This is a genomic window from Psychromonas sp. KJ10-2 (assembly GCF_047323255.1).
In the GTDB taxonomy this organism is placed as follows: Bacteria; Pseudomonadota; Gammaproteobacteria; order Enterobacterales; family Psychromonadaceae; genus Psychromonas.
Genome location: NZ_CP178827.1, coordinates 2,580,516 through 2,604,790, shown reverse-complemented (window position 1 = coordinate 2,604,790; position 24,275 = coordinate 2,580,516). Strand labels below are relative to the sequence as shown.

Annotated in this window: 25 protein-coding genes and 1 pseudogene; 9 read left to right on the top strand and 17 right to left on the bottom strand. The window is 38.6% G+C overall.

Going from position 1 to position 24,275, the window contains the following annotated elements:
• The first annotated feature begins 59 nt into the window (after nucleotides 1-59).
• The 3 genes from ACLKL2_RS12545 to ACLKL2_RS12535 all read left to right on the top strand — a co-directional run bounded on the left by ACLKL2_RS12545 (nucleotide 60) and on the right by ACLKL2_RS12535 (nucleotide 2,048).
• Nucleotides 60-464, top strand: a complete 405-nt coding sequence (locus tag ACLKL2_RS12545) for a hypothetical protein (RefSeq protein WP_413691932.1) — start codon at nucleotides 60-62, stop codon at nucleotides 462-464.
• Nucleotides 362-970 carry a GGDEF domain-containing protein gene (locus tag ACLKL2_RS12540; RefSeq protein WP_413691930.1) on the top strand — a complete coding sequence of 203 codons (609 nt, stop codon included), beginning with the start codon at nucleotides 362-364 and terminating at the stop codon, nucleotides 968-970. Before ACLKL2_RS12545 ends, ACLKL2_RS12540 begins: the two co-directional genes overlap by 103 nt.
• Before the next feature lie 166 nt (nucleotides 971-1,136).
• The gene (locus tag ACLKL2_RS12535) at nucleotides 1,137-2,048 is read left to right on the top strand and encodes a sensor domain-containing diguanylate cyclase (RefSeq protein WP_413691928.1); all 912 of its coding nucleotides are present in this window, start codon (nucleotides 1,137-1,139) and stop codon (nucleotides 2,046-2,048) included.
• A 59-nt stretch (nucleotides 2,049-2,107) separates the two neighbouring features.
• On the opposite strand, the gene ACLKL2_RS12530 is transcribed toward ACLKL2_RS12535, so the two are convergent.
• The 12 genes and pseudogenes from ACLKL2_RS12530 to ACLKL2_RS12475 all read right to left on the bottom strand — a co-directional run bounded on the left by ACLKL2_RS12530 (nucleotide 2,108) and on the right by ACLKL2_RS12475 (nucleotide 12,536).
• Nucleotides 2,108-3,034 carry a ribokinase gene (locus ACLKL2_RS12530; protein WP_413691926.1) on the bottom strand — a complete coding sequence of 309 codons (927 nt, stop codon included), beginning with the start codon at nucleotides 3,032-3,034 and terminating at the stop codon, nucleotides 2,108-2,110.
• A gap of 21 nt (nucleotides 3,035-3,055) precedes the next feature.
• Nucleotides 3,056-3,858: pseudogene (locus tag ACLKL2_RS12525) on the bottom strand (DeoR/GlpR family DNA-binding transcription regulator).
• A gap of 198 nt (nucleotides 3,859-4,056) precedes the next feature.
• A complete protein-coding gene (locus ACLKL2_RS12520) occupies nucleotides 4,057-4,680 on the bottom strand; it encodes a beta-phosphoglucomutase family hydrolase (RefSeq protein ID WP_413691924.1) in 624 nt (207 codons plus the stop codon).
• 59 nt (nucleotides 4,681-4,739) lie between these two features.
• Nucleotides 4,740-5,504: an SDR family oxidoreductase gene (locus tag ACLKL2_RS12515; protein ID WP_413691923.1), complete on the bottom strand. Its 765-nt coding sequence runs from the start codon at nucleotides 5,502-5,504 to the stop codon at nucleotides 4,740-4,742.
• A 128-nt stretch (nucleotides 5,505-5,632) separates the two neighbouring features.
• Nucleotides 5,633-6,295 (bottom strand): ABC transporter permease, encoded by a 663-nt coding sequence (locus ACLKL2_RS12510; protein ID WP_413694318.1) that lies wholly within the window; start codon nucleotides 6,293-6,295, stop codon nucleotides 5,633-5,635.
• The gene (locus ACLKL2_RS12505) at nucleotides 6,283-6,630 is read right to left on the bottom strand and encodes an ABC transporter permease (protein ID WP_413691921.1); all 348 of its coding nucleotides are present in this window, start codon (nucleotides 6,628-6,630) and stop codon (nucleotides 6,283-6,285) included. The genes ACLKL2_RS12510 and ACLKL2_RS12505 overlap by 13 nt, the downstream gene beginning before the upstream one ends.
• Before the next feature lie 69 nt (nucleotides 6,631-6,699).
• A complete protein-coding gene (locus ACLKL2_RS12500; RefSeq protein ID WP_413691920.1) occupies nucleotides 6,700-8,199 on the bottom strand; it encodes a sugar ABC transporter ATP-binding protein in 1,500 nt (499 codons plus the stop codon).
• A gap of 81 nt (nucleotides 8,200-8,280) precedes the next feature.
• Nucleotides 8,281-8,625 carry a substrate-binding domain-containing protein gene (locus ACLKL2_RS12495; RefSeq protein WP_413691919.1) on the bottom strand — a complete coding sequence of 115 codons (345 nt, stop codon included), beginning with the start codon at nucleotides 8,623-8,625 and terminating at the stop codon, nucleotides 8,281-8,283.
• Between the two features lie 5 nt (nucleotides 8,626-8,630).
• On the bottom strand, nucleotides 8,631-9,254 hold the full coding sequence (locus tag ACLKL2_RS12490; protein WP_413691918.1) for a substrate-binding domain-containing protein: 624 nt from the start codon (nucleotides 9,252-9,254) through the stop codon (nucleotides 8,631-8,633).
• 149 nt (nucleotides 9,255-9,403) lie between these two features.
• Nucleotides 9,404-10,336 (bottom strand): ribokinase, encoded by a 933-nt coding sequence (locus tag ACLKL2_RS12485; RefSeq protein WP_413691917.1) that lies wholly within the window; start codon nucleotides 10,334-10,336, stop codon nucleotides 9,404-9,406.
• A 20-nt stretch (nucleotides 10,337-10,356) separates the two neighbouring features.
• Complete coding sequence (gene alsE / locus ACLKL2_RS12480; RefSeq protein ID WP_413691916.1) at nucleotides 10,357-11,034, bottom strand: D-allulose 6-phosphate 3-epimerase; 678 nt, start codon at nucleotides 11,032-11,034, stop codon at nucleotides 10,357-10,359.
• Nucleotides 11,035-11,648: 614 nt separating this feature from the next.
• Nucleotides 11,649-12,536, bottom strand: coding sequence for a LysR family transcriptional regulator (locus tag ACLKL2_RS12475; RefSeq protein WP_413691915.1), 888 nt, complete (start codon nucleotides 12,534-12,536; stop codon nucleotides 11,649-11,651).
• 131 nt (nucleotides 12,537-12,667) lie between these two features.
• Between ACLKL2_RS12475 and ACLKL2_RS12470 the strand changes: the two genes are divergently transcribed.
• Nucleotides 12,668-13,924 carry an adenylosuccinate synthase gene (locus tag ACLKL2_RS12470; RefSeq protein ID WP_413691913.1) on the top strand — a complete coding sequence of 419 codons (1,257 nt, stop codon included), beginning with the start codon at nucleotides 12,668-12,670 and terminating at the stop codon, nucleotides 13,922-13,924.
• Nucleotides 13,925-14,068: 144 nt separating this feature from the next.
• Here ACLKL2_RS12470 and ACLKL2_RS12465 read toward each other — a convergent pair whose 3' ends face one another.
• Nucleotides 14,069-16,102, bottom strand: a complete 2,034-nt coding sequence (locus ACLKL2_RS12465) for a phytase (protein ID WP_413691912.1) — start codon at nucleotides 16,100-16,102, stop codon at nucleotides 14,069-14,071.
• Nucleotides 16,103-16,421: 319 nt separating this feature from the next.
• Here ACLKL2_RS12465 and ACLKL2_RS12460 point away from each other — a divergent pair, with 319 nt between their 5' ends.
• The 3 genes from ACLKL2_RS12460 to ACLKL2_RS12450 all read left to right on the top strand — a co-directional run bounded on the left by ACLKL2_RS12460 (nucleotide 16,422) and on the right by ACLKL2_RS12450 (nucleotide 19,337).
• On the top strand, nucleotides 16,422-17,228 hold the full coding sequence (locus ACLKL2_RS12460; protein WP_413691911.1) for a hypothetical protein: 807 nt from the start codon (nucleotides 16,422-16,424) through the stop codon (nucleotides 17,226-17,228).
• Nucleotides 17,229-17,347: 119 nt separating this feature from the next.
• On the top strand, nucleotides 17,348-18,361 hold the full coding sequence (locus ACLKL2_RS12455) for an AraC family transcriptional regulator ligand-binding domain-containing protein (protein WP_413691909.1): 1,014 nt from the start codon (nucleotides 17,348-17,350) through the stop codon (nucleotides 18,359-18,361).
• A gap of 124 nt (nucleotides 18,362-18,485) precedes the next feature.
• Nucleotides 18,486-19,337: a porin gene (locus ACLKL2_RS12450; RefSeq protein WP_413691907.1), complete on the top strand. Its 852-nt coding sequence runs from the start codon at nucleotides 18,486-18,488 to the stop codon at nucleotides 19,335-19,337.
• Nucleotides 19,338-19,646: 309 nt separating this feature from the next.
• Here ACLKL2_RS12450 and glmS read toward each other — a convergent pair whose 3' ends face one another.
• On the bottom strand, nucleotides 19,647-21,479 hold the full coding sequence (glmS, locus tag ACLKL2_RS12445) for a glutamine--fructose-6-phosphate transaminase (isomerizing) (protein WP_413691905.1): 1,833 nt from the start codon (nucleotides 21,477-21,479) through the stop codon (nucleotides 19,647-19,649).
• 277 nt (nucleotides 21,480-21,756) lie between these two features.
• On the opposite strand from glmS, the gene ACLKL2_RS12440 reads away from it, so the two are divergent.
• On the top strand, nucleotides 21,757-22,008 hold the full coding sequence (locus ACLKL2_RS12440) for a hypothetical protein (RefSeq protein WP_113819653.1): 252 nt from the start codon (nucleotides 21,757-21,759) through the stop codon (nucleotides 22,006-22,008).
• A 1-nt stretch (nucleotide 22,009) separates the two neighbouring features.
• The gene (gene rmuC, locus ACLKL2_RS12435; protein WP_413691903.1) at nucleotides 22,010-23,389 is read left to right on the top strand and encodes a DNA recombination protein RmuC; all 1,380 of its coding nucleotides are present in this window, start codon (nucleotides 22,010-22,012) and stop codon (nucleotides 23,387-23,389) included.
• Here the strand turns inward: rmuC and ACLKL2_RS12430 are convergent.
• The 3 genes from ACLKL2_RS12430 to ACLKL2_RS12420 are packed head-to-tail and all read right to left on the bottom strand — an operon-like array spanning nucleotide 23,378 to nucleotide 24,267.
• On the bottom strand, nucleotides 23,378-23,662 hold the full coding sequence (locus tag ACLKL2_RS12430) for a LysR substrate-binding domain-containing protein (RefSeq protein ID WP_413691902.1): 285 nt from the start codon (nucleotides 23,660-23,662) through the stop codon (nucleotides 23,378-23,380). The two genes, rmuC and ACLKL2_RS12430, sit on opposite strands and share 12 nt — an antisense overlap.
• Entirely contained in the window at nucleotides 23,646-24,170 is a 525-nt protein-coding gene (locus ACLKL2_RS12425; protein WP_413691900.1) for a LysR family transcriptional regulator, read from the bottom strand. Before ACLKL2_RS12425 ends, ACLKL2_RS12430 begins: the two co-directional genes overlap by 17 nt.
• A complete protein-coding gene (locus tag ACLKL2_RS12420) occupies nucleotides 24,133-24,267 on the bottom strand; it encodes a LysR family transcriptional regulator (protein WP_413691898.1) in 135 nt (44 codons plus the stop codon). The genes ACLKL2_RS12425 and ACLKL2_RS12420 overlap by 38 nt, the downstream gene beginning before the upstream one ends.
• Between the last annotated feature and the right edge of the window lie 8 nt (nucleotides 24,268-24,275).

Genomic DNA, 24,275 nt, shown 5'->3' with positions numbered 1-24,275 from the left:
AAAGTAATGTCTTTGAATATGTGTTTTTAAGGATAGAAAATACAAATAGCGAGTACCACATGAAAGATGTTAAAGGATTTTTGAGCGCAATACTTGATTCTATAACCGACCATATCACCGTCATTGATAGCTCTGGCATTATCCAATATGTCAATAAAAGCTGGACAGAGTTTGCATCTCAAAATGGCTGTTTAATTAAAGAAAAGTGGCAAGGTATTAATTATATTGAAGCCTGCGATCAAGCCAGTGAAGTTGATAGTGATTATGGGAAACAAGTCTCGCAAGGCATTAGAAGTGTTATTAACCAAACGATTGAAAACTTCTATTTCGAATATCCATGCCATAGCCCAAAGCAAAAGCGATGGTTTATGATGCGCGTCACCCTCTTAAATATGACCAACAAAATTACTTTGTCATCACTCACCAAAACATCACGGAACGCAAACTCGCAGAACAAAAAGTAAGAGACCTAGCAAGAATGGATGGCCTAACAAATATTGCTAATCGACGTTACTTTGATGAATTCTTAAATGCGGAGTGGCGGCGCTGTTTGCGTTTAGAACTCCCCATAAGCTTAGCAATTATCGACCTCGATCATTTTAAATTACTAAATGATACCTATGGTCATCAACATGGTGACCAATGCTTAATAAAAATAGGAAAGCTACTCAAACAATTTGTTAACCGCTCAAGTGATATTTGCGCTCGTTATGGCGGAGAGGAGTTTGCTATTGTTTTAGGCAATACCTCAACCACTGAAGCGCAAGCATTACTGGCTAGCCTATTAGATGAGATAGCTCATCTCGACATAGCGAATCCAAACTCTTCGGTACAACCTTATTTAACCGCCAGCATTGGTTTAGCGACCTTACATCCAAGCTTCGGTCTCCATGAAAATATATTGGTTCACCAAGCAGATAATATGCTTTATAAAGCGAAAGAAAAAGGGAGAGATCGTATAGAAAGCTAGCGACATTTACATTCTTGTAACATACCGCTTGAAAAAACTTAGCACATGGTCAACAATTAACACTTAAGTTATATTTTTTTGATTTACTGGTGAATGTAGTCGCATTGTGTTCAAGACAACTATTTTACATTTCATCTAAATGACTACTAAGTTTAGGGCTCCTTAAATGCATCACGTTACTGATTTTACTTTATTTAAAGAAGTCATGGAGATTTTGCCTACCCCCGTTTTAATAAAAGATACCCAACACAGATACATTTTCATCAACAAAGCCTTTGAAGCATTATTTCAAGTTAATCGAGCAGATATCTTAGGGAAGCAAGATAAAGAAGTATTTTCAGACCGACAAGTAGCACAATGTAATGGCGGCGATTTACGTGTACTAGCCACTGGTGAAATAGATGAAGCTTACGAATCAGTATTTGATAGTAATGCAGAACAACGAGAAGTCATTACTCGAAAAAGTCGCCTTACCCTTGCCAATGGAGAAACTTACTTAGTAGGGACCATTTACGACATTACGGATGTTACCGTGATGAATCAACAACTCATGGTCAACCAAGAAAAGTTAAAACATCAATCCCAACAATTAGAAAAAATGGCCAATACAGACCCACTCACTGGTTGTAATAATCGACGCGCACTAGATAACCAATTGCCAACATTATTTAAAAATAATGCACTTCAAGGCGGTTTATTGGCGATTGATATCGATAACTTTAAAAAAATAAATGATCATTATGGGCATCATGTAGGAGATCTCTGCTTACAAAAAATGGTAGAAACCATTACCGATATTATTTTAGGTAAATATCAATTAATTCGTATGGGTGGTGAAGAATTCTTAATTGCTTGCGCTGGCATTGAGTATAAAAAACTGACTAGATTAGCAGAACAACTACGGAATGAAGTCGCAGAAAAAGATTATCATTTTCTAGATCACGATATTAATCTCACCATTAGTATTGGCGTTGCTCACACAGACCAAATGCCTCAATGGGATCTCGATAAGTTAATCAATAGCGCAGATAAAGCCTTATACAAAGCCAAAGCACTCGGTAAAAATCAAGTTCAATAAACTGTTTATTTAAGAAAAAAGAACATCTCTACCTCAATTGATAGCGCTATCCTTTAATATTAATCAGATAGCAACCTGTCATAAACCTTAGCAACATCGACATTTGGAGCTGCACCTAGCGTTTCAGTGCTAACTGCCGCATACGCCGAAGCAAATCGAATAGCTTGCTTTAATGTATCATCATTCGCCACTCTTGCTGCAAATGCGCCATTAAATGCATCAGAAGCACCTGTGCTGTCCACTGGCATTGAATAACAAGCAGGTACAAAACATTGGCTTTCACCTTCAGATAAAAAGGTGCCCAACAATCCCATAGTAATAATAACGATTTTACAACCACGATCATGAAGCTTCTGTGCTGCAGCTGCTGCACTTTGTTGATTATAGACTTTAATGTCAGTCATAAATTCAGCTTGATTCGCATTGGCTGTTACTAGGCTTACTAAGCCCAAAAAGCTATCTTCTACCACCCTTTTAGGTGTTGGATTTAATATAATAAAAGCATTATTTTCACGACCGATATGAATCACTTGCTCTATTGCAGACAAGTTATTTTCAAGTTGTACCAAAATAACTTTTGCACACCCAATTGATGGGGCACAATCTATAATCTCTTGTTCTGTGACATCCATATTCGCACCAGGATCAACGCAAATCATATTCTCCACTTTACTTTTTTCATCGGAAACGTAGATAAGTGCATTACCGGTAGGTAGAGTATCTGTCTCAAGAAGAGTGAGGGCATCAAAACCGATCGATTTTAAATGGCGTCTGGCGAAATGACCAAAAGAGTCACTCCCTATTTTTCCGATATAGTGCACATTGGCTCCTGACTTCAATGCAGCTAAAGCCTGGTTTGCTCCTTTTCCGCCTGCGCTGGTCATACTACTATTCGCGACCAATGATTCACCTGGTAATGGAAAACGTGATGCTCTTGCCATTAAATCAACATTAAATGAGCCAAATACACACACTTTACCTTTCATCTTACAACCTCTGAATAATCGCTATATAGTGAGGACTTTTACGTTGTGCCAAATCATCTCTTTTTCTAATAAAGGATCATCAAACTTTTCAGTAATCAAGGTATCTAACGCACCAAAACCACAAATACGTTCACTGCCAATTTTATTATGTTTACTGCCATCCACTAGTAAAACCACTTTCTTAGCAGCTAAAAACATATGCTGTAATAATGCTTCATGCGCTTTACTCTCGGTGAAGACTCCTCTATCAACATCTAAGCCCTGGCAAGAAAAAAACAAGGTATCGACATTCATGTCATCTAACTGATTTCCGGCTATTTCTCCAAAAAAGGCTTCTTGATAAGGGGAGTAATCCCCCCTAGTCCAATAATACGAATCGATTTCTTAGAGACGAGCGTATTAATTATACTGGTCGATTGTGTTACCACCGTAATATCCATATCTGAGAGCTGTCGGGCTAAAAACCAACTAGAACTACTACAGTCTAATAAGATGGTATCACCGGGTTTTATTAGGGAAAGCGCTTTGCGGGCTATTTTAGATTTCTGTTCAACCTGAACAGTAGTACGAGTACGAAAAGCATCTAACTGGAGAGAGTCAGGCAAGATTGGAGCTTTATAAGACGTAGAGCTGGCTTTGAAATTATCAGCCAACAAAGCGCCACCATGGCTACGAAGAACGACACCTTTTTTATCTAAAATAGTCAGGTCTCGGCGAATAGTTTCACGTGAAACTGAAAGCTCTAAGGCTATCTGGTTAACTCTCATTGCTCCATTTTGTTCAAGCAATCCAACAATATGATTATGGCGCTCTAACTGTAACATCAAGGTTCCTCTCATTATTGCAGCACAAGAAATGTACATAAGCCACTGATATTATTATTATTACGTAGAGTTAACAATGAAAATAAATGAATTTTAGAGACTCTGTCACTATTTACCGATATAAACAGAGTATACCGCGACAGCGGAGCTGATTAGATAAAGAGTACACATTAAATAAAATGCCTACTCCTTTTTACATTATGAGCAAGGGTGTAATGTTAATTGGTTATCATCGACCATAAAACAATCCATTCCAGCACGATGTGCTGCTTGCATACCCAAGGTTGTATCTTCAAATACAATACAAGTGTTAGCAGGTAAATCGATGTTACTTGCCGCTAATAAGAACGTATCAGGATGAGGCTTGTGTAGCTGTACATCGTTGGCCGTCACTACCGCATCTAACTTAGCTAAAATTCCCGCTTCTTTTAAAAGGTGCATCGCACTCAGTTTAGGACTGCCTGTTCCGACGGCTAACTTTTTTAAACCATAAAAATGATTTAAAATTTGATTAGTAATGGCAACAAGCCCAGTATTGTTTTCAAACCGTTCAAATACGTCCATTCTAAACTCAGAAACCTCAATAGGCAGCAAATTCACGTCATATTTATCATTAATTAATTCTACAATCGCTTCGCCAGGCATTCCGCCTAAACCATTTAACCAAGTCCTATCAAAAGGGAAATGATAGTGCTCAGCAGTAACTTTCCAAGCATCCAAATGAGCCGGCATTGAATCAATCAAAGTACCGTCCATATCAAAAATGAGCCCCTTATAAGTACTTAGAACCTGCAAAATATTACTATCTAATTGATCAATCATACCTATTAAACCTTACTGTAAGCCATGACTTAAACCCAATAAATCATGGCATTCATTGACTATACTATAGTAAAACAACCGTCAATGATCATATCAGAGCCTGATGTATAAGTAGAGGCATCTGACAATAAGTAAATCACAGCCCCAGCTAACTCTTCTGGTGTCCCCATGCGTTTAAAAGGAATCATATCGACCCAAATGTCTTGCCAATCTTGTCTCACTGTCCCAGTCATCTCTGTTCGAATATACCCAGGACTAATTGAATTCATACGAATCCCTTTAGGGGCTAATTCAACCGCAAGGGACTTAGTTAAATGTACTACGCCCGCTTTAGATGCGTTATAAGAAGCTTGGCACTGTGGAATATTAACGATAGAACCGGACATTGACGCAGTATTCACTATATTACCTGTTTTTTGATTAGCAATGAGGTAACGAGCAAAAGCTTGTGCAACATAAAACACGCCATTTAAATTAACATCGATAACTTTGCTCCACTCACTAGGAGTACATTCCAACGCTTCTTTATGTAAACAAATACCGGCATTATTAAATAACAGATCTAATGTTCCCATCTCTGAGCCTGCTTGCGCAATTTTATCAGCAACATCCTGTGGGTTAGTAACATCACAAATATAAGAGCGGGCTTGTACGCCATGTTCGTTGGCTATTTCTGCTGCAACATCACTCGCTTCAGCTAAATCAAATATCACAATATCAGCGCCGGCGTCTGCTAAATAGCCTGCAACCACCTTACCAATACCTTGTTTACCACCAGTAATAACAGCTACTTTATTTTTAAGAGAGAAAATATTATTTTTCATGTAAAACTCCAATTTATACTTATCGAAAAATGTAATACTGACAGCTCATCTTATTAATAATAATCCTATCTATCTTCGGTTATTGCCTAACAAAATGAGCATAACAAACCTTTTAATACTGAGTATGTCTATACTTTAGCGCGTGATTTAAAGCTCTCTAACATAACAGCAGCAATGATAATCGCACCTTTAATAACTTGTTGATTATAGCCAGAGATGTTCATTAAATTCATTAAGTTAGAGATCATACTGAGAATTAGAACACCAATAATTGTATTAACAACAGTCCCTTTACCACCCGCTAGACTCGCACCACCAACAACTACCGCAGCAATCACGTCCAATTCGAAACCAATGGCTAACACTGGAGAGCCAACACCGGTTCTACTTGCGGCTAAAATACCTGCAAGACCACAAGCCAACCCACTGATTGCATAAACTGAAAGCTTGTAATAATTAACTCGAATACCTGCAAATCGGGTGGCTGTTTCATTCGAACCAATCGAGACAACTAGGCGGCCAAATACCGTATGCTTGTAAATGAAGTGTGCAATCAGTGCAAAACCCGCTAATACATAAACAGGTAATGGTAGGCCTAGAAAATACCCTGTACCAAAGTCAATCAAAGCAGGATCATCTATGAAAACAGGTTGTCCTTTAGAAACAATCAACGCCACACCACGAGCAATCGTCATCATTGCTAAGGTGGCAATAAACGGAGCAATATTAAATCCTGTCACTAAGAAACCCGATAAAGCACCCGCTAGCGTCGCACAAACTACTCCCCCAATAAAGCAGGATATAAGCCAAACTCCGGTATCAACAATGCGACAACCACTGAGACTAACGCCATGATTGACCCTACTGACAAGTCAATACCACCAGTAATGATCACATACAACATGCCTAATGTTGCTAACCCCAACGGCACACTTTGTCGTAGTACATTAGTAATGTTGCCTTCGGTATAAAATCGGTCAGATAAAAAGCCTGCAATGACCAACATCACTACAAACACAACAAAGGTTGAATTATTACTAATAAAACTAAGCACTTTACTCACAAGAGAAGCTTGCTTCTCTTCATTCTCTATTACTTCTTTATCTAGTTTCTGAGAGATTTCCATTGTCTTTTCCTTAATAATATTGCTATCAATAGCAACAAAATGTCGCACAAAATTTAATTCAAACGGTTGTTAAGCACTTTCACGTTTAGGGATCGCATATCGCATCACGCTTTCTTCAGTGATTTCATCACCAACCAACTCACATGCAAGATTACCTTCACTCATTACATACACTCGGTGAGAAAGTGAAATCACTTCAGGCATTTCAGAAGAAATCACTAAAATGGCATACCCTTTCCTAGCTAAATCACTGATAATATTGTAAATTTCTACTTTAGCTCCTACATCAACTCCTCGCGTTGGCTCATCTAAAATCAATAAGTCGCAATCAGTATTTAACCACTTAGCAATCACCACTTTTTGCTGATTACCACCACTTAAACTAGCAATGGGGTCTTCAATGCTGTTTAACTTAATCTTTAATTTTTCTTTTAATTGATTACCAATATTTTTTTCTATTTTTGAACGTAAAATACCAAAACGATTACTGATATTGCTTAAATTCGCTAGGTGCATGTTTTCTCTAATCGGCCTAGACAATATCGCGCCCTGCTCCTTTCGACTCTCAGGTACTAAACCAATTCCGTGAGACATTGCTTCAGCTGGATGACGAACCACTATCTCTTTTCCATCCTTAATTATTTTTCCACCGTCCATTTTGTCGATACCGAATAAGCATCTGGCAATCTCGGTTCTGCCTGATCCAACAAGCCCTGCTAAGCCAACCACTTCCCCTTTACGTATATGAAAACTGATATCACGTAATAGCTTCTTGGTGTACATATTCTCAACTTTTAAAATAAGCGCTTCTTGCGGGATATTTTTCTCTGGGTATAAATTCTCAAAGCTTCGCCCAACCATCCCTTCAATAATGTCGTCTTCAGTACATACTTTAGGATCTAATTCTTTAGTCGTTTCGCCATCTTTTATCACCGTAATAGCATTACCAATTCTAAATATTTCCTCTAAACGGTGAGAAATGTATAAAATCGTTACTCCCTTACCCTGGAGAAGTTTTAGTTGACTGAATAAAATGTCTATCTCTCTTTCTGATAACACAGCTGATGGTTCATCTAAGATAAGAATATTGACGTCTTTTGCTAAGGATTTAGCAATTTCAACCATCTGTTGGTAAGCCACGCTTAACGTACCTACTTTAACTTCAGGGTCGATGTTAAAACCTAGGTTTTTTAATACTCTGCTGGCTTTCTTATTGAGCAAACCACGATTAACGGTCATTTTTCCAAAACCAAGGTCATCGAGAAAAATATTTTCTGCTACCGTTAAATCAGGTGCCAACGCAAGCTCTTGATAAATAATGCCAATTTTATTTTCTTTGCTTTGTTTTGGTGATGTAAAATGTACCTCTTTACCATTAACAGTTACTTTTCCGCTATCTTTTGTATGAATACCAGCAAGCACCTTCATTAACGTAGATTTTCCGGCACCATTCTCACCAACGATTGCGTGAATATCTCCTTTTTTAACTCTCAAGTTAATGTTTTTTAAAGCATGGACACCGCCAAAACTCTTTTTTACATTTTCAGTAACAATTGCATAATCAGCCATCTCAGTACCTATACTCATTAAAGTGTGTAACTAATATTGCGCCTAATGCTGCAACAGAGTGCAACATTAGGCCATATCGCCTTAGAAGAATGAGTCTGGGTCAAGGTACTCATCAACATTATCTTGTATCATTAACACTGGCTCGATGTAGGTATAATCTGGGAATTGAGTTTCACCAGCAGCATGTGCTGTAATCACATCAACAACGCGATCTGTTAATTGATTAGGGTTGTTGCCTACTGTCGCTTTAAGCTCTCCGCGCTTAATTGACTCTAAACCTTTTTTGTAACCATCATTTGAAAATACGGTGACTTGGTCCAATTTATTAGCAGCTTTAAGTGCTAATACCATACCTAGCGCCATGTCATCATTTTCTGCAAATGCACAGTTCATTTTATCTCCATGCGCAACAAGTAAATCCTCCATTGCTTTCAGACCGCCTTGTTGATCCCAGCCCCCCAGCCTTGGCTTAAAATATTAAGCTTAGTTTGGTTATATTTACGTAACTGTGCTTCGATAACACCGCGTAAAAAGTTGGTTCGACGCATCTCACCAACGACGTTACCTTGGTTACCACTTACTAATACACAGTTCATTGCTTCTGAGCCGTACTCATCAACAGCATACTCACCTAACATAATATTATTTTGTTGGTTATCAGCTTGTACACGTGTCAATACAGGTGCAGATAATGGAATACCACTGTCTAAAACAACAACTGGAATACCTTTACGTTCAGCACTTTTAGCGATACGTAAGCCCGCTTCAGGGTCTTGAGGGTTAAGGACAAGGTAATCTATCCCTTGAGAAAGCATATCTTCGACATCGGAGATTTGCTTAGTTAGGTCACCACGAGCATCTGTAGAAATATATTCGTATCCATGCTCTTTAGTGTGTACTTTCATATACTCATTCATCGCATTGAAAAACGCACCATTCATTGTTCTATTAGAAAAACCAATTTTTAAGCTATCAGCTGCAAATGCAGTAGTAGCGAATGGAGAAAGCGTTGCAGCAACAAGTGCACCGATTAATATTTTTTTCATCTGTTTCATGGTTCTATCCTTTTATTTTCAGTTAATTAACACTGTTATTTATCAAATTTAATAAAACACAGTGATTCATCATTAAGTGTTTTTTTCACTATTTGATTTTCTTCTATGAAAACCTGGTCCAATGTCTTTTGGCACTTATCTAAGTTTTATTAAGCTAAACACAGCAATCTATCCTCAACTTCGGTTAATGATATTTGTGGAGATGCCCCTATCTTCTCGACACTGACTGCGGCATAAGCTGCTGCAAAACGTGTCGCATCGGTTATCGAGTCTCCATTCGCTAATCTTGCGGCCAAAGCACCATTAAACGCATCGCCAGCACCTGTAGTATCTTTCGGGTTGGCAGGGAATAGAGGAATTGTTGTTTTCACACCTTGCTCAGAAAGCAAAGCGCCCATTGAACCTAAAGTGATGATGACTGACTTACATCCTCTTTTATGAATTAAGTCAGCGGCTATTTCAGCTGATGCAAAATCAGTCACAGGCACCCCACTCATAAATTGGGCTTCAGTGGCATTCGGTGTTACTAAATCCACTTTAGTTAATAATTGGTCATCAACTTCTTGCCACGGTGCAGGGTTTAAAATCACGAAAGTCTGATGTTCAAAAGCAATATTGATAACATGCTCAATGGCTGCAATATTATTTTCTAGCTGTACTAATAAGATATCTGCACAACCTATTGCTGAAGCAAACTGCATAATTTCATCATGGCTCACTGTCATGTTGGCCCCTGGGTCAACAGAAATCATATTTTCAGCATTGCCCTGCTCACCTTCGGAAACAAAAATTAACGCATTACCCGTGGCTTTGTCCGATGTTGTTAATAAAGTTAAGGCATCGAACTCAACAGACTTCAAATATCGGCGAGCAAATGGACCAAAAGCATCTTCTCCAATTTTCCCAATGTAATGAACATTAGCGCCAGACTTTAGAGCAGCCATTGCCTGGTTCGCACCTTTTCCACCGGCACTAGTCATACTGCTATTAGCCACTAATGATTCTCCTGGAAATGGGAAACGATCTACTCTTGCAACGATATCGACATTAAAAGAACCAAATACACATACTTTCCCTTTCATAATCTCTTCCTTAAACTTAATTAAGCACTTAATGACTTCGCGATATCAGCTTCCATAATTTCCCAAGTATCAGCGATTGGAACGCCGTGCTTAAGTAAGCCGCTACTGCCCATTACTAGAACATCTGCCCCGGCATTTAATAGCAAACCGTAAGTGTTTTTATTACACGAACCATCGACTTCAATTAAAAATTTATGGCCACCAGCAGCCCTTGTATTGTGTAAGGCTTTTATTTTTTCTACCATTTCAGGAATAAAAGGTTGGCCTGCATAACCAGGATCGACTGTCATCACCGTTACTTTGTCTAACAGGTGTATATAGGGTGTTAATACGTCAATAGAGGTCGCTGGATTTAAGATAATGCCAACTTTTTTATTCGCATTTTTAATGTGGTTAATTAGACGGAAAGCATAACTGCTGATAGTTTCAGCGTGGACAGACATTGAATCCGCACCTGCGTTGATTAATCCATCAACAAAGTCCATTGGTGTCGTCACCATCATATGAACATCTATTGGGATGGTTGCATGTGGACGAATTTGGCGAACAAAATCAACTGATAAAGCAATATTTTTTACGTAATGCCCATCCATTAAATCGACATGTAACATGTCCGCTTTTTCATTAAAAAAACGTATTTGTTCCGATGCTTTCATTAAATCAAGACACATTAATGATGGTGAAATAAGGTAATTCATAACGACTCTCTTTTTATTAATATCAGACCTTTCAACAACACTCAGCCTGTTAGCTAATGCTATAAAATGGTTAATGATGCTTGTTATGCTCAAACCAGTAATAAGAGTTAACGACTTCTCTTACACCGCCATATCAGAGCGAATTTATTAACAACCTTTCGGTTAACTACTTAATGCAACGAGATAGCAGAAACTTGATGACCTGCTATGGAAGAGAAGTTTATGAGAATAAAGATGGGAATTCAGAGAGCAAGCATCACTCTTAACTGGGCTTCATTGAACGCAGGTAATTGTGTCAGCTAACTCACAAAAGAACCTGATTAGTGCTAATTGTATGAGTAAGAAATTCAATAACAAACACAAACGGTCAAAAATAGACCAAAACAAACAAGTTTGTATTGGTTTGTTTACACCCGAATATGACCGAATTATGTTTTAAGTAGAAAATATTAGATAAGAATAATGGATAAGAATGTTTAGAATGACTCATTAACCTAAAAAGTGAAGTTTCAAATATTCCAATTGACAGTATAAATAATGTGAACATAGACAATTGATCTATAGAAAGATATTAGCTCACCTAGCACATAAACTATTAGCTATAATAGCGGTATTCAAGCGTATTTATTAATGGCAATTTTCTCACCCACTAAACGTAAAAGATGTTTAACAGCCTTGGATAAAATTTGGTTTTTACGTACGACGTACCCCAAACTGGTACAAGGAAAATCCACCAAAGTGACCACTTCCGCTTTTAAATGGCGTCTGCTAGCGAGTGAAAAGTCAGGCACAATAGCCGTACCAAAGCCTGCTTCAGCCCAGTCTAATTGCGCATCTACACTACCCACTTCCATAATCCGATAATGCGGTATATTTAGAGAAGGTAACGCAAGATCAATCAGATCTCGAGTACGCGTATCATGCCCCAATAAGATTAAAGTCGGCAATTCCGCACTGTCTTTTTGCATCACTTCACCCTGTACTAATTCTAATTGATGCCCTACCGCACACCAATGCACCGCTTTTAATTCACTAAAATATAGAGGTAAACTCTCTTTCTGAGCAATCACAAACCCTAATTCTGCATCGGCACTTTTCACTAGCGATGAAGCTTGCGATGAAGTGGTGTTGAATAAAACGAGGTCCATGTTGGGATACTCTTGTTTAAAGAGTTGAAAAGGTTCAATCAACAATGCTCTGGAAATAATATCACTGGCTGCAATGGTCAAGGTGCCTTGGCGTAAATCATTCAAGGCATTGATGTCCGCTTGGCAAAGCTTTAACTCTTGTAAGGTTTTTTGACTGCTTTTTAATAAACGCTGCCCCGCTTGCGTTAATCTAAAGGGGCTCCGTTCTATCAACTTAGTACGGGTCGCTTTCTCTAGCTGTTTTAAATGCAAACTGACATTAGGTTGAGTCATGTGCAACACAGTGGCTGATTGTCCAAAATGCTGCAGCTCTGCAAGTGTGACAAATGTTTTTAACCAATTAATATCGAGCATAATGTACCTTCCCCTTCAACCTGACATCTAGCCAGTCATATGAAATGCTTATCAATGTAATAACTATTATTAATTTACCATATTAACATTAGTTATGTAGCATGCCCTTTTCATCATTCAAGGGGCAAAGCATGACATCAATAGTGGTTGTAGGCGCAAACTGGGGCGACGAAGGTAAAGGTCGTATCGTTGATTTTTTAGCAGAAAACGCAAGCGCAAGTATTCGTTTTCAAGGCGGCAATAACGCTGGTCATACCGTCGTTAATGACTTCGGTACCTTTAAATTACACCAGTTACCAAGTGGCATCTTTAATCCAAATTGTTTAGCGGTTCTTGGCCCAGGTATGGTGATCAGCCCCGCTGCATTAAGCGAAGAGATCAACGAAGTTAAAGCAGCAAACATTGATGTAAAACTGTCTATCTCAGACCGAGCAACGCTGTGCCTACCTTTGCATGCATTAGAAGATACTTTGGAAGAACAACGCCTTGGTGATGCTGCTTACGGTTCAACAAGACAAGGTATCGCACCGGCTTACGGTGACCGCGTAATGAAAAAAGGGATTCTAGTTGGCTGGTTAAAACAACCTGAAGTATTACAACAACGCATTCAATTCCTACTCGATTGGAAATTACCTCAATTAAAAGCGCTTTACCCTGACTGTGAATTTAACCAAACAGCAGAAGAGATGACAAACTGGCTATTAGAAGTCACTGCACCTTGGCGTCAATTTATTTGTAACGTAACAGAACCACTAAAAGCGTTACAAAAAGAGAAAGCTAATCTGGTATTTGAAGCACAACTAGGTGCAGGCAGAGACTTAGTCTACGGTGAGTACCCTTGGACAACATCATCGAACGTAACCGCAGCTTATGCAGGTATCGGCAGTGGTTTACCAGCGCTATATCCAGAGCGTGTTGTTGCAGTAGCCAAATCATTTAGCTCATCAGTAGGTACCGGCACACTAGTAACAGCAATGGAGCATCAAGATAACTTCCGTGAAAGTGCCAATGAATATGGTGCTGTAACAGGTCGCCCACGTGATATGGGATTCTTTGATGCGGTTGCTACCCGTAATGGTGTTGAGTTGCAAGCGGCCACTGAAATTGCATTAACAAAAATCGACTGTTTATCAGGCATGACGGATTTAAAAATCTGTGTCGCTTATGAAGGACAACATCCAGAAAACCCAATTTGGCCACAAACAGCATCATTAACGCCCGTTTATGAACAAATGCAAAGTTGGAGTGAAGATATCAGCGGTTGTCGTACCTTTGATAGCCTACCAATCGCAGCACAAAACTACGTAACACGCATTGAAGAACTGATGGGTGTGCCAGTGAGTATGGTATCCGTTGGCCCTGAACGAGAGCAGATGATTATTCGATAGTTTTCAGCATAACAATATTATAAAGCCCTTCAGCTTATTGACCGTAAAGTCATTAAACTGAAGGGCTAATGTAAATTGAAAAGTAAAACTTTGAATAAGCAACAATCAAATCACCTAGTAAAGAATACTTAAATACCACTTTGATTATTTTAAAATTTTCTTAATTTCACGCCAATCAACAATTTTAAAATTCTGATTTAAAGGCTGATACTTATCGCTTAAGTTATACCAATCTTGAGCAATGAATGCCCCTTCAGGATATGCTTCTCCTAAGTTCAATGCAGTAGCATGAATCCCATCAGTATCACTCGCACCATCAATACCTTTACTATCATCGCCAATAATGGCGAAATTAGTAACGAAAGCACCTTTCTTATCAAGATCAAATACCGCATAGGTGTTATTACCTTGGCTAGACGCTAGTAACAGGTTCTGTGTTTCTGTTTGATAAAGCGTTAACCCTTCAATGTCATCAACCAGATGATCGCCATCGACTTCTGCAAATAACCTTGCTGTTGTGCTGCCTTTCTCATTGGCATCAAATGCCCAGATAGCTACATCCTCTTCACCCACATAAAGTGTTTGCGTTTTATCATCGACCACACAGCCTTCGGGTTGGCTATCTACTTGTAATGTTCTGACTAACGTACCCGTTGCTTTGGCATTATTAATAGAGATTTTCCATTGTTCTATTTCACCTTTTTTACTGTTAATGAACACATACGCGACTCCTTCTGGTGATTGACTCATACATAACCCGTAAATTTTATCCACACCAGAAGCAAGCTCTGGAGCTTTAACATGGCGGCTTTGACCAACAACTTCTAATACATTGATCGGTTTATCAGCTGTTTCACCTGGTGCAATGGTATAAAGAGCAATGCTATTTAGCTCACGGTTAGAGGCTGCGACGACATCGTATAAACGTCCGTCATCTCCCTTAACATTTTGGCGAATATCAACATTGTTAACTTCATTACCTTGTATATATTGCACCTCTTTCCCATGCATATCATAAGCAAGTAATCCCCCTTTTTTATTGGTTGCAATAATCAGGCTCTCTGATGGTTTATCGGCGTTATACCACAAAGCAGGATCGTCAGCTGCATCACCACTTTTATCAACTTGCTGAGTTTCACCAGCAGCTTTAACTAACTTTAAATCACTCGTTTTAAGGTGCGCATTATTGATCCATTTATCACTGCGTTTACTCTCTTTATTGGTTAAACCAAGTCGTGACATCTCTTTGAAGGATAAGGTTTGGTATACGGGTTCATCTAGCTCCGTGTTACCTATCCAAAGACCAGTATCTGATACTGTCACTAGCTTGGCTTCTTTCACGCCATCAATATCAAATTTATTGATAAAGTTTTTGCTATTACGGTCATAAAGTAAAAAACCTTGTTGTTCATCAGCAACAATAATTACCCCTTCACCTTCTTTTTGATAAGCAATATCAATACTTTCTACTTCACTTAAATGCCCAATGGGTTGCGCTACATCCAATAAAGTACGATCTTTTACATTTTCAGGGTCAGAACCATATTCCCATATGCCCACATTTTGCTCTGCTAAATACACTGTTGAACTTTCGTCGTCTACCACACAAGCACTGAGTTTTCCGCCGACTTGGGTTGTTCGCACTGGCAATGCCTCACCCTTATTCTGTAAAGCACTACTGATTTTTTGACCGTCGTAGTTTAATTTAAACTGTACCCAGTCACCCTCATCAGAAAAACCATTAATATAAATATCACCCGTTGTTAGATTTTTTGCTAAACACACACCTTCAGCTTTTATTGTGGCGTTGAACTGCCCAATCTTTCGTAACGGCATATCATTTTTTACATCAATTTGGTAAAACGCAAATGCCTCTTCATCAACCAAAGCAACTGCAGCGATATCTACTTTTTCACCATTATTTGACGACATACCATAACGAACATCAACGCCAGCGACTTCATTCGTTTGTATATGTTGTAACTGCTTACCTTGCGCATTAAATACCGCAAGACCATCTTCTTCTAATGTACTGATCAACAAAGTTTGTTCACCATTTACAGATTGCCAGTGTGCACTATCCGCAATATCTTCATAACTGGTATCAGTTACCGTTGCATTAGTGAATGGCGACGCCGTGACGACCACCGCTAAAAAACTCATTTTAAAATACTTCATCTCATTTCCTATCTTTTTGAATATACGTAATAACTCACTATTTTTGACGGGATGACTTTAGGAAATTTGCATGGCACTTTTGTGACAGTGCTATCGAGAGAGACGTGAAATAGTGAGAATAAACGCCCATAACAAGCCGAATGAGCTAATCAGACTTTCTACTTAATTAAGCGCCTGCCCATGAGATGAAAAGGGTTCGTATATAAGTTGAAGTAATTCATTCAATAAAAGCGATCGCCTGAGCTAGTCAGACTAACACTGTCATATTTGTTTAATACAAATTCGCAAAACTGCCTGTGTTCAAAAATAAGGGAACATTATGAATCGTTGGCACTATCAAATTATTTATCACTTACATCATTTTATATTGAAGTTTCGCCAGCATTTAGCATGGCTTTATACACTGATTATATTATCTACCTTACTGTCACTCTTAAATATCAGTCAAGGTGATGTAAAGGTAATGGAGGTTTGGTCCTGGTTAGATATAACAGGGGAAGGTGCCAGTGTCTTATTCATCGCAGTTTGGTTGACCATATTACTCGCTTCTCGTTCAAAAGGCAGAACAACAACACTATTAGCTCTTGGGTTATTAGGGGTTTACTTGAGCAACTTACAAGATTTTATAGATGAATTCATCAAACTACCTAAAGATCGCTTTCCATGGGATAGCCTTATTGAGTCACTTCCTATTGGGCTAGTGTTATTTACTACAGGGATGGTTTATTGGTACCGCGAGCAACAATTAATACAAACACACCTCGCTCAACGTAACGCGGTTTTTAAAAATAGTCCTAGTATTAACCGCGAAACCGGTTTAGCACCGATGAAAGCCATGCTCACTGAAATTGAACAGTTATTACCGCGAGCAGTAAGGTCAATACAATTGAACTTACTCTACATAACAGTCGATGGCTTTAACCAAACAGCAACAGAAAAGTCCGAATTGAAACGCTATTGTGCAGATGTGCTATTAAACCAATCATCTAAAGATACCCACGTTTATCATTTAACAGGTAATCATTACGCAGTGCTCACAAATGTAACAAGTGATCAAAATGAGCAAATGATGACTTCATTAAAAAAACCTTTTTCAGTCGCCATGATCACCAACAAAACACCTTAAATCTCTTTTGCCACTCTTACGCTTTACATAAAAGTCAAAGCTCATCAGATATTGAAAAACTCGTGATGACCAGCGTTAAACACCATACTCGACAACACGAAGTTAGGTAGGCAGTCACTATGTTAACCAAAAACACACCAGAATGGTTAGAAGCAACGGATGCATTTATCAGCATCCAATGTGGGACCGCACAACTGGTTGATATGCTTTGTCAAGCAGGTGAACATCCAGATGTGTTACTCAGTAAAACACGTTTATTCATGGATGACTTTGAAGACATTGAAAAACGTATTACTCCTCAACAACTAGCACAACTCTATTTTAATGCGACATTAAGTGAAGGGCATGACGCATTAGCCTTAAAATTAGGCCAGCGTATTCTCCCAACAGCTTTAGGGACGTTCTCAAATGGTTTAATTCATGCACCAGACCTTGACAGTGCAATTCACTATTTAGTCAATAGCTGTGCACTCTGGTCTCCACTTTTATCCTTGCATATTAAACATCATGATAAGCAACTCTACCTGACCTTTACCGACCGATTTGGGCTACTCGCAGACCAGACGCTCAAACAGTTTGTTATTGCCTATTCATTAAGTGCCATTGATTCAATTATAAGTTGGATTAGCGAGCAACAACTGGTTAAAAATTGGGTTTTAGATATAGAAGATTGCAATCAACAAACAGCATTAGAGTTTAATGCATGGTTTCCAGCCAAAATTCAATTTCAGCAAGCTTATTTCGCAGTCTCCATTCCTGAGAGGTTATTAGCCCACCCTTTCAATCAAGCTTCTCATATTTTATTTACATTAGATCATAAACGCCTAGTTAAACAAACAGCATCCCAGGTCAGTTTATTAAACATTATACGTTCGAAAATCATCGACAATATCCAAACAATTCCAGCTGCGAATGATATTGCTGATCAGCTATTTATTAGCACAGCGACCTTAAAAAGAAAATTAAAAAAGCATAAAACAAACTACCAAACAATCGTTGATGAAATGCGTGCTAGAGAAGTTTATTTTCTCCAAAAAAAGCAGCAGCTTAGCGATATAGAAACAGCCCAAAAGCTTAATTTTTATGACGTAAGTAATCTACGAAGAGCCAAAAGGCGTTGGGCAGTCCCCTGAAGTATCACTCTAATTTAATAACCATTAAATAACGCTATAAATACATAGCATAAAACCAAAATCTCTAATCATTCCTGCCAAATCATGGGAATAGGGATTCTTTTACCTAAAATAAGGACGTAACATGAAAAAAACACTGATCGTAAGTGTCATTACAGCAGCAATGTTTAATACCGTAAATGCAGCAGAAATTTATAGTAATGACAAAGGCTTTAGCTATGAAGTGGAAGGCGACTTACAAGTACAACTTCGCAAAGACTTTGAAGATGGCGCCAACCTTGGCGTGGAGTTTGATGATCTCGAATTAGAAAACATCTTTAATTATCACATCAACGAAAGAAGCAATATGTTCGCAGTATTATCCTTTGATTCAGCAGACGCAGCGAATGGTGAAAGTGATGCTGGAACGGAATTATCTGACGCATATATTGGTCTAACATACGATAACTTTACACTATCTATCGGTAAACAAGATTATGCTATCGATGATTTTGGGGTAGAAGAGTCTTATGAAATGAACTCTGACAGTAGTGGTTTTGATGCCCAAGAAGACGATGGTGATGATGTTATTCTTGTGCAATATGAACATCAATACTTTACCTTGGTTGCCTCCACAGACTTAGAGTCAGAAGGGACTGATAGTGAAAGCGGAAAGTCCTACGACTTACTTGCAATCACTTCAATTAATAATCTAGAACTGATGGTTGGCTATCAATCTCAAGCTGAGAGTATTGATGCAGAAATGACCGATACTTATGGTATTAGCCTCTTTTATGACGCAGATTTTGCTACCTTTGGAGGCGATTACTCAAAAGTTGAAAACGGCAGTGCTATTTACAACTTAGCAAGCACATTCAAAGCAACAGATTCAGTTGAAGTTCGCTTAGGGTATGTCGGTGTTGAACCGGAAGAAGACGATAGTTACGGAGAATGGTATACCAACGTCACTTACAAGTTCCTGAGCAGAAAAAACTAAGTGTCTTTGCTGAGGTTGGTCAATCAAGCGAAGAAGGTTATGGTTTAGGTTATCTAGCAGGCGTGCGTTTCAAATTTTAATGCCTAAAGCCTTTTTAACACATTATCAGAGGCTATTGTCTTAATGACACGAAAGATCGATACATTTGTCTGTATAGACAATGAAAAACATAAGTGAAGTTACTCAATCAGCCTGTAATTAATTGTTTGAAACGCAACTGACTTGCAAACAATAAAAGTTTATAAGCAATAAAAAACCGACTTTCGTCGGTTTTTTAATGCATCTTAATAAAGGTTTACCATTTAAGCATTATTCTACCGTAACAGCCTTAGCCAAGTTGCGTGGTTGGTCTACGTCAGTGCCTTTGATTAGGGCAATGTGGTATGACAATAATTGCATTGGCACGGTATGGAAAATCGGCGCAATAATTGGGTCTACATGCGGTAATGAGATGATTTTCATTCCATCGCAAGGTTCAAAGCCTGAGTTTTCATCGGCAAATACATACAGTAAACCACCACGCGCTCGCACTTCTTCTACGTTTGATTTTAGTTTCTCTAATAAGTCGTTATTCGGTGCCACCACAACAACAGGCATATCCGCATCTACTAACGCTAACGGGCCATGTTTTAATTCACCTGCTGCATAGGCTTCTGCGTGGATGTAAGAGATCTCTTTAACTTTTAACGCGGCTTCCATTGCAATTGGGTAGTATTCACCGCGACCTAGGAAGAGTGTGTGATGTTTATCAGCAAAATCTGCTGCTAGTGCTTCAATTTTTTTATCAAACTCTAGGGCTTTTTCTATTTGTGCTGGTAATGAGTGAAGTGATTTAACAATTTCAGCTTCTTTCTCTAGTTTGATTGTGCCCTGCTCTTTACCGATCGCAGTAACTAGAATCAACATTGCAGCAAGTTGTGTAGTAAAGGCTTTGGTTGATGCTACGCCAATCTCTGTGCCAGCACGGGTCATGAATGCAAGGTCAGACTCACGTACCAATGAAGAACCTGATACGTTACAAATAGACATTGCTGACATGTAACCTTTTTCTTTCGCTAAACGTAAAGCTGCTAAGGTATCAGCGGTTTCACCTGATTGAGAAAGGGTTAATAATAAGCTGTTTGGACGTACTACAAACTCGCGGTAACGGAACTCAGAAGCGATTTCAACATCACAACTGACACCTGCTAATGACTCAAACCAGTAACGAGCCGCCATACCTGAATTGTATGAAGTACCACAGGCGATGATTTGTACATGTCGTACTTTCGCTAGGATCTCTTTTGCCCCATTGCCAATGCTTTCAACCACAATGCTATCGTCATTAATACGGCCCTCTAAAGCACTGATTAGTGCGCTTGGCTGTTCAAAAATCTCTTTTTGCATGAAATGACGGTATTTACCTTTGCTACCCGCATCTTGTTCAACATTTGATTCAACCATTTCACGTTCAATGGCATTACCTGTTTTATCAAAAATAGCCACTTCTCGACGTGTAATTTCAGCGACATCACCTTCTTCAAGGTAAGTGAAACGACGTGTTACGTTTAATAATGCTAACTGATCAGAGGCTAGGAAGTTTTCACCAATGCCGTGACCAATAACTAATGGGCTACCTGAACGAGCAACGACTAAACGAGATGGGTCATGACTATCAAGCGCAACCATGCCGTAAGCACCTTCAAGCTGTAATACGGTTTTTTGCACAGCTTCACGTAATGATGCAGAACTTCTTAGTTCCCATTCAACTAAGTGTGCAATGACCTCTGTATCGGTTTGTGAATTGAAGATGTAACCGCGTTCTTGCAATAGTGCACGTAATGGTTCGTGATTTTCAATAATACCGTTATGTACGATAGAGATGTTGGCAGAAACATGTGGGTGTGCATTCGCTTCTGATGGTTCACCGTGTGTAGCCCAACGAGTATGTGCAATACCAGTACCACCCATTGTATGCATTTCATCAACGGCATCGGCTAGCTCTTTCACTTTACCTAAACGACGTACACGAGTTAATTTGCCTTCGCTATCAACAACAGCAACGCCGGCAGAATCGTAACCACGATATTCTAATTTTTTTAGACCTTCGATTAGGATTTCAGATACTTCTCTTTGCGCAATTGCACCAACGATACCGCACATACACTTCCCCAGATAGTTAGTTAGAAATTAATTTAAACATACTTTAGAGCATTTATTATAAAAGATCATCATAAAAACTGCTAAAACATGCAAGACTAAAGATTAACGGCAGCATTTTATGCGCAAAAACACTTAAAACCTGCAAATAGCAGTAAAATTATTAATTACATCATCTACTTTGGACTTTTACCAATATCGCTATTTTTCAGCCTAGCTATTCCCTTCTCTAAGTTTACTGTTTAAAGTTACAGGTCAGTTGTTCTTAGTTGGAAATATCATGCTCAATCATCCACTCACCAAAGCCTTATCTTTAGTTTGGAAGTTATTAACGGTATTGATCTTGCCTATTATTATGGTTATTTATGTTGAAGTGGTAGACAGCTACTTCGGTCCCTTTGTTTTTTCTGATTTAGACCAAGGTAAGAATTTACATAAGTGGGGCATTATTGGTATTTATCTCACTTTTTTACTGTGTTGGAATAGGCTTAATCCTCACGTAATTAGTGCATTGAAAAAAATGGAATATTAGTATGTCTATGGAGCTATTTTCCGACAATATCTTTACTCTATTAGCAATTGTAAGCATTTTCTTTATTGTACTACTGGTACTAGTATTTAACAGATTATCGAATGTTAAAAGCCAGCTGGCAGAACAACACCTCACCTTAAAGCTCACCGAACAGCATTTAGCGCAGCAAGAGCAGCAAAACCAAATATTGGAAGATAAAGCGCGCGATTTATCATTACACAATGAAAGCTTACAAATGCAGGCGAATAAGCTAACAACCCGTGTCAGAGAGTCAGATATTCGTTTACAAGCTGGTGAGCAACGTCTGCGCGATCAACAAGCAACAGAAGCCAAATTAAGTCAGCAGTTTGAAGTATTATCACAACGTATTTTTAATGATAAATCATCGCAATTTAAGCAATTAAATGAACAATCAATTAAACAACTACTTGATCCATTAAGCACCCAATTAGAAGGCTTTAAAAAACAAGTTAGCGATTGTTATATTAACGAGAGTAAAGAGCGCTACAACTTAAAGCGAGAAATTGATCAGCTTGCTAATTTAAATAGCTTAATGCACCAAGAAACACAAAATCTCACCAATGCTTTAAAAGGTGATAACAAACAGCAAGGCAATTGGGGTGAAGTGGTTTTACAGCGCATTTTAGAGAGCTCAGGGTTACGCGAAGGGCATGAATACCAAACTCAGGTCAATTTAAAAGACAATAAAGGGCAACGCTTTTTACCCGATGTGATTGTTAACTTACCACAAAACCGCAATATCATTATCGATTCAAAAGTGTCATTAGTAGCTTATGAACGTTACTTTAATAGCCAAGATGTCGGTGAGCAGAAACAAGCGATAGATGCGCACTGCCTATCGATAAGACAACATATTAAAGGCTTAGGTAAAAAAGATTATCAAGACTTAATTGGCGCAAATACTTTGGATTACGTATTGCTGTTTGTGGCCGTTGAACCTGCTTTTATTGTGGCTTTAGAGCACGACCCTAGCTTAGTACAATTAGCACTGGATAATAACATTCTATTGGCTAGTCCAAGCAACTTGATGATTGCCCTACGCACTATCGAAAATCTATGGCGCTTTGAGCGGCAAGAGAAGAATGGTCAATTGATCGCACAACAAGCCAGTAAACTATACGACAAATTACGCCTATTCAGCGATAACTTTTTAGAGGTTGGTTCACAGCTTGATAAAGCCCAGAAAACTTACCAAAGTGCTTTAAAACAACTTAGTGATGGACGTGGGAATGTGATTCAACAAGCAGAGCAATTAAAAGGGCTTGGTGTTCCTATTAAGCGCCCTATTGCAGATAAGTTAACAGCAGAAAATAATCAGATAAGTGACCACGCTAGTAACAACAATAACTCACTCACTTAATAGGGTTTTGATCGTATCTACAAACCATTGATAACGCGCAGGTATCTGACGATAACGTTTCTGCGTTAAATACAATGAATCTTGAATAACATGCTCTAATGGTAAGACCTGTAATAAGGCTGGTTGTTGAAATTGCTCCACGGTACTTTTTGCCAACACCGTATAACCAACCCCTTTCGCTACCGGTAACAGAATCTGTTGTAGCTGATTAACATAGCCTTTAATTGTTAAGCTATTTGGCCCTTTATAGTCCGCTTTAAAGTTGACTGACAATACCTTTTTCAGCAAAATGTAATCCGTCTGGATGATTGATAAAGCCAATTTCATTCAAATCCTCAAAGCGGCATACGCCATCAAATTTTATACTGGCTGGCAATACAAGCTGTAACTCTTCAACTCCTACTAAGGTTTGCTTAAGTTGTTCATGAGAACTTTCAATAGTGACGATACCTAGGTCAACTTTATTACTCAGTAAATCAGCAATAATATTCTTATTCGGGGCAGCTTCAACGAATACACTTAACTCTGGATGAACCGTCTGTTGTTGTACAAAGTGAGGGTATAACAGGTTAGCTAATGCACCTGAGCAAGCAATTGAACATATTCCCTTAGTCATTTCATCATGGTTAATTTGTTCATTTAACTGTGTTTCTAAATCACGCATGGTTAATGCAGTTTGATAGAGTTTTTCACCCGCTAAAGTTAATTCAAATTGCTTACCATAACGCTCTAATAACAAGGTATTAAAGTGCTTTTCTAGCTTTTTTATATGCTGCGTCACCCCAGTGTTGCGTCATAAATAAACGCTCTGCGGTTTGGGTGAAGTGTCCAGTTTCTGCTAATGTTATAAATGTATTTAAATGTTTTTGATTGATCATGATTTACC

Bases quoted from the DNA above. Each gene is read 5' to 3' on its own strand.
- ACLKL2_RS12420 (WP_413691898.1), bottom strand. From the start codon at position 24,267: ATGATCAATCAAAAACATTTAAATACATTTATAACATTAGCAGAAACT.
- ACLKL2_RS12540 (WP_413691930.1), top strand. From the start codon at position 362: ATGGTTTATGATGCGCGTCACCCTCTTAAATATGACCAACAAAATTAC.
- ACLKL2_RS12495 (WP_413691919.1), bottom strand. From the start codon at position 8,625: ATGGAGGATTTACTTGTTGCGCATGGAGATAAAATGAACTGTGCATTT.
- ACLKL2_RS12500 (WP_413691920.1), bottom strand. From the start codon at position 8,199: ATGGCTGATTATGCAATTGTTACTGAAAATGTAAAAAAGAGTTTTGGC.
- alsE (WP_413691916.1), bottom strand. From the start codon at position 11,034: ATGAATTACCTTATTTCACCATCATTAATGTGTCTTGATTTAATGAAA.
- ACLKL2_RS12490 (WP_413691918.1), bottom strand. From the start codon at position 9,254: ATGAAACAGATGAAAAAAATATTAATCGGTGCACTTGTTGCTGCAACG.
- ACLKL2_RS12485 (WP_413691917.1), bottom strand. From the start codon at position 10,336: ATGAAAGGGAAAGTATGTGTATTTGGTTCTTTTAATGTCGATATCGTT.
- ACLKL2_RS12520 (WP_413691924.1), bottom strand. From the start codon at position 4,680: ATGATTGATCAATTAGATAGTAATATTTTGCAGGTTCTAAGTACTTAT.
- ACLKL2_RS12535 (WP_413691928.1), top strand. From the start codon at position 1,137: ATGCATCACGTTACTGATTTTACTTTATTTAAAGAAGTCATGGAGATT.
- ACLKL2_RS12440 (WP_113819653.1), top strand. From the start codon at position 21,757: ATGCTCAATCATCCACTCACCAAAGCCTTATCTTTAGTTTGGAAGTTA.
- ACLKL2_RS12505 (WP_413691921.1), bottom strand. From the start codon at position 6,630: ATGGAAATCTCTCAGAAACTAGATAAAGAAGTAATAGAGAATGAAGAG.
- ACLKL2_RS12450 (WP_413691907.1), top strand. From the start codon at position 18,486: ATGAAAAAAACACTGATCGTAAGTGTCATTACAGCAGCAATGTTTAAT.
- ACLKL2_RS12455 (WP_413691909.1), top strand. From the start codon at position 17,348: ATGTTAACCAAAAACACACCAGAATGGTTAGAAGCAACGGATGCATTT.
- rmuC (WP_413691903.1), top strand. From the start codon at position 22,010: ATGTCTATGGAGCTATTTTCCGACAATATCTTTACTCTATTAGCAATT.
- glmS (WP_413691905.1), bottom strand. From the start codon at position 21,479: ATGTGCGGTATCGTTGGTGCAATTGCGCAAAGAGAAGTATCTGAAATC.
- ACLKL2_RS12470 (WP_413691913.1), top strand. From the start codon at position 12,668: ATGACATCAATAGTGGTTGTAGGCGCAAACTGGGGCGACGAAGGTAAA.
- ACLKL2_RS12465 (WP_413691912.1), bottom strand. From the start codon at position 16,102: ATGAAGTATTTTAAAATGAGTTTTTTAGCGGTGGTCGTCACGGCGTCG.
- ACLKL2_RS12515 (WP_413691923.1), bottom strand. From the start codon at position 5,504: ATGAAAAATAATATTTTCTCTCTTAAAAATAAAGTAGCTGTTATTACT.
- ACLKL2_RS12530 (WP_413691926.1), bottom strand. From the start codon at position 3,034: ATGAAAGGTAAAGTGTGTGTATTTGGCTCATTTAATGTTGATTTAATG.
- ACLKL2_RS12475 (WP_413691915.1), bottom strand. From the start codon at position 12,536: ATGCTCGATATTAATTGGTTAAAAACATTTGTCACACTTGCAGAGCTG.
- ACLKL2_RS12460 (WP_413691911.1), top strand. From the start codon at position 16,422: ATGAATCGTTGGCACTATCAAATTATTTATCACTTACATCATTTTATA.
- ACLKL2_RS12545 (WP_413691932.1), top strand. From the start codon at position 60: ATGAAAGATGTTAAAGGATTTTTGAGCGCAATACTTGATTCTATAACC.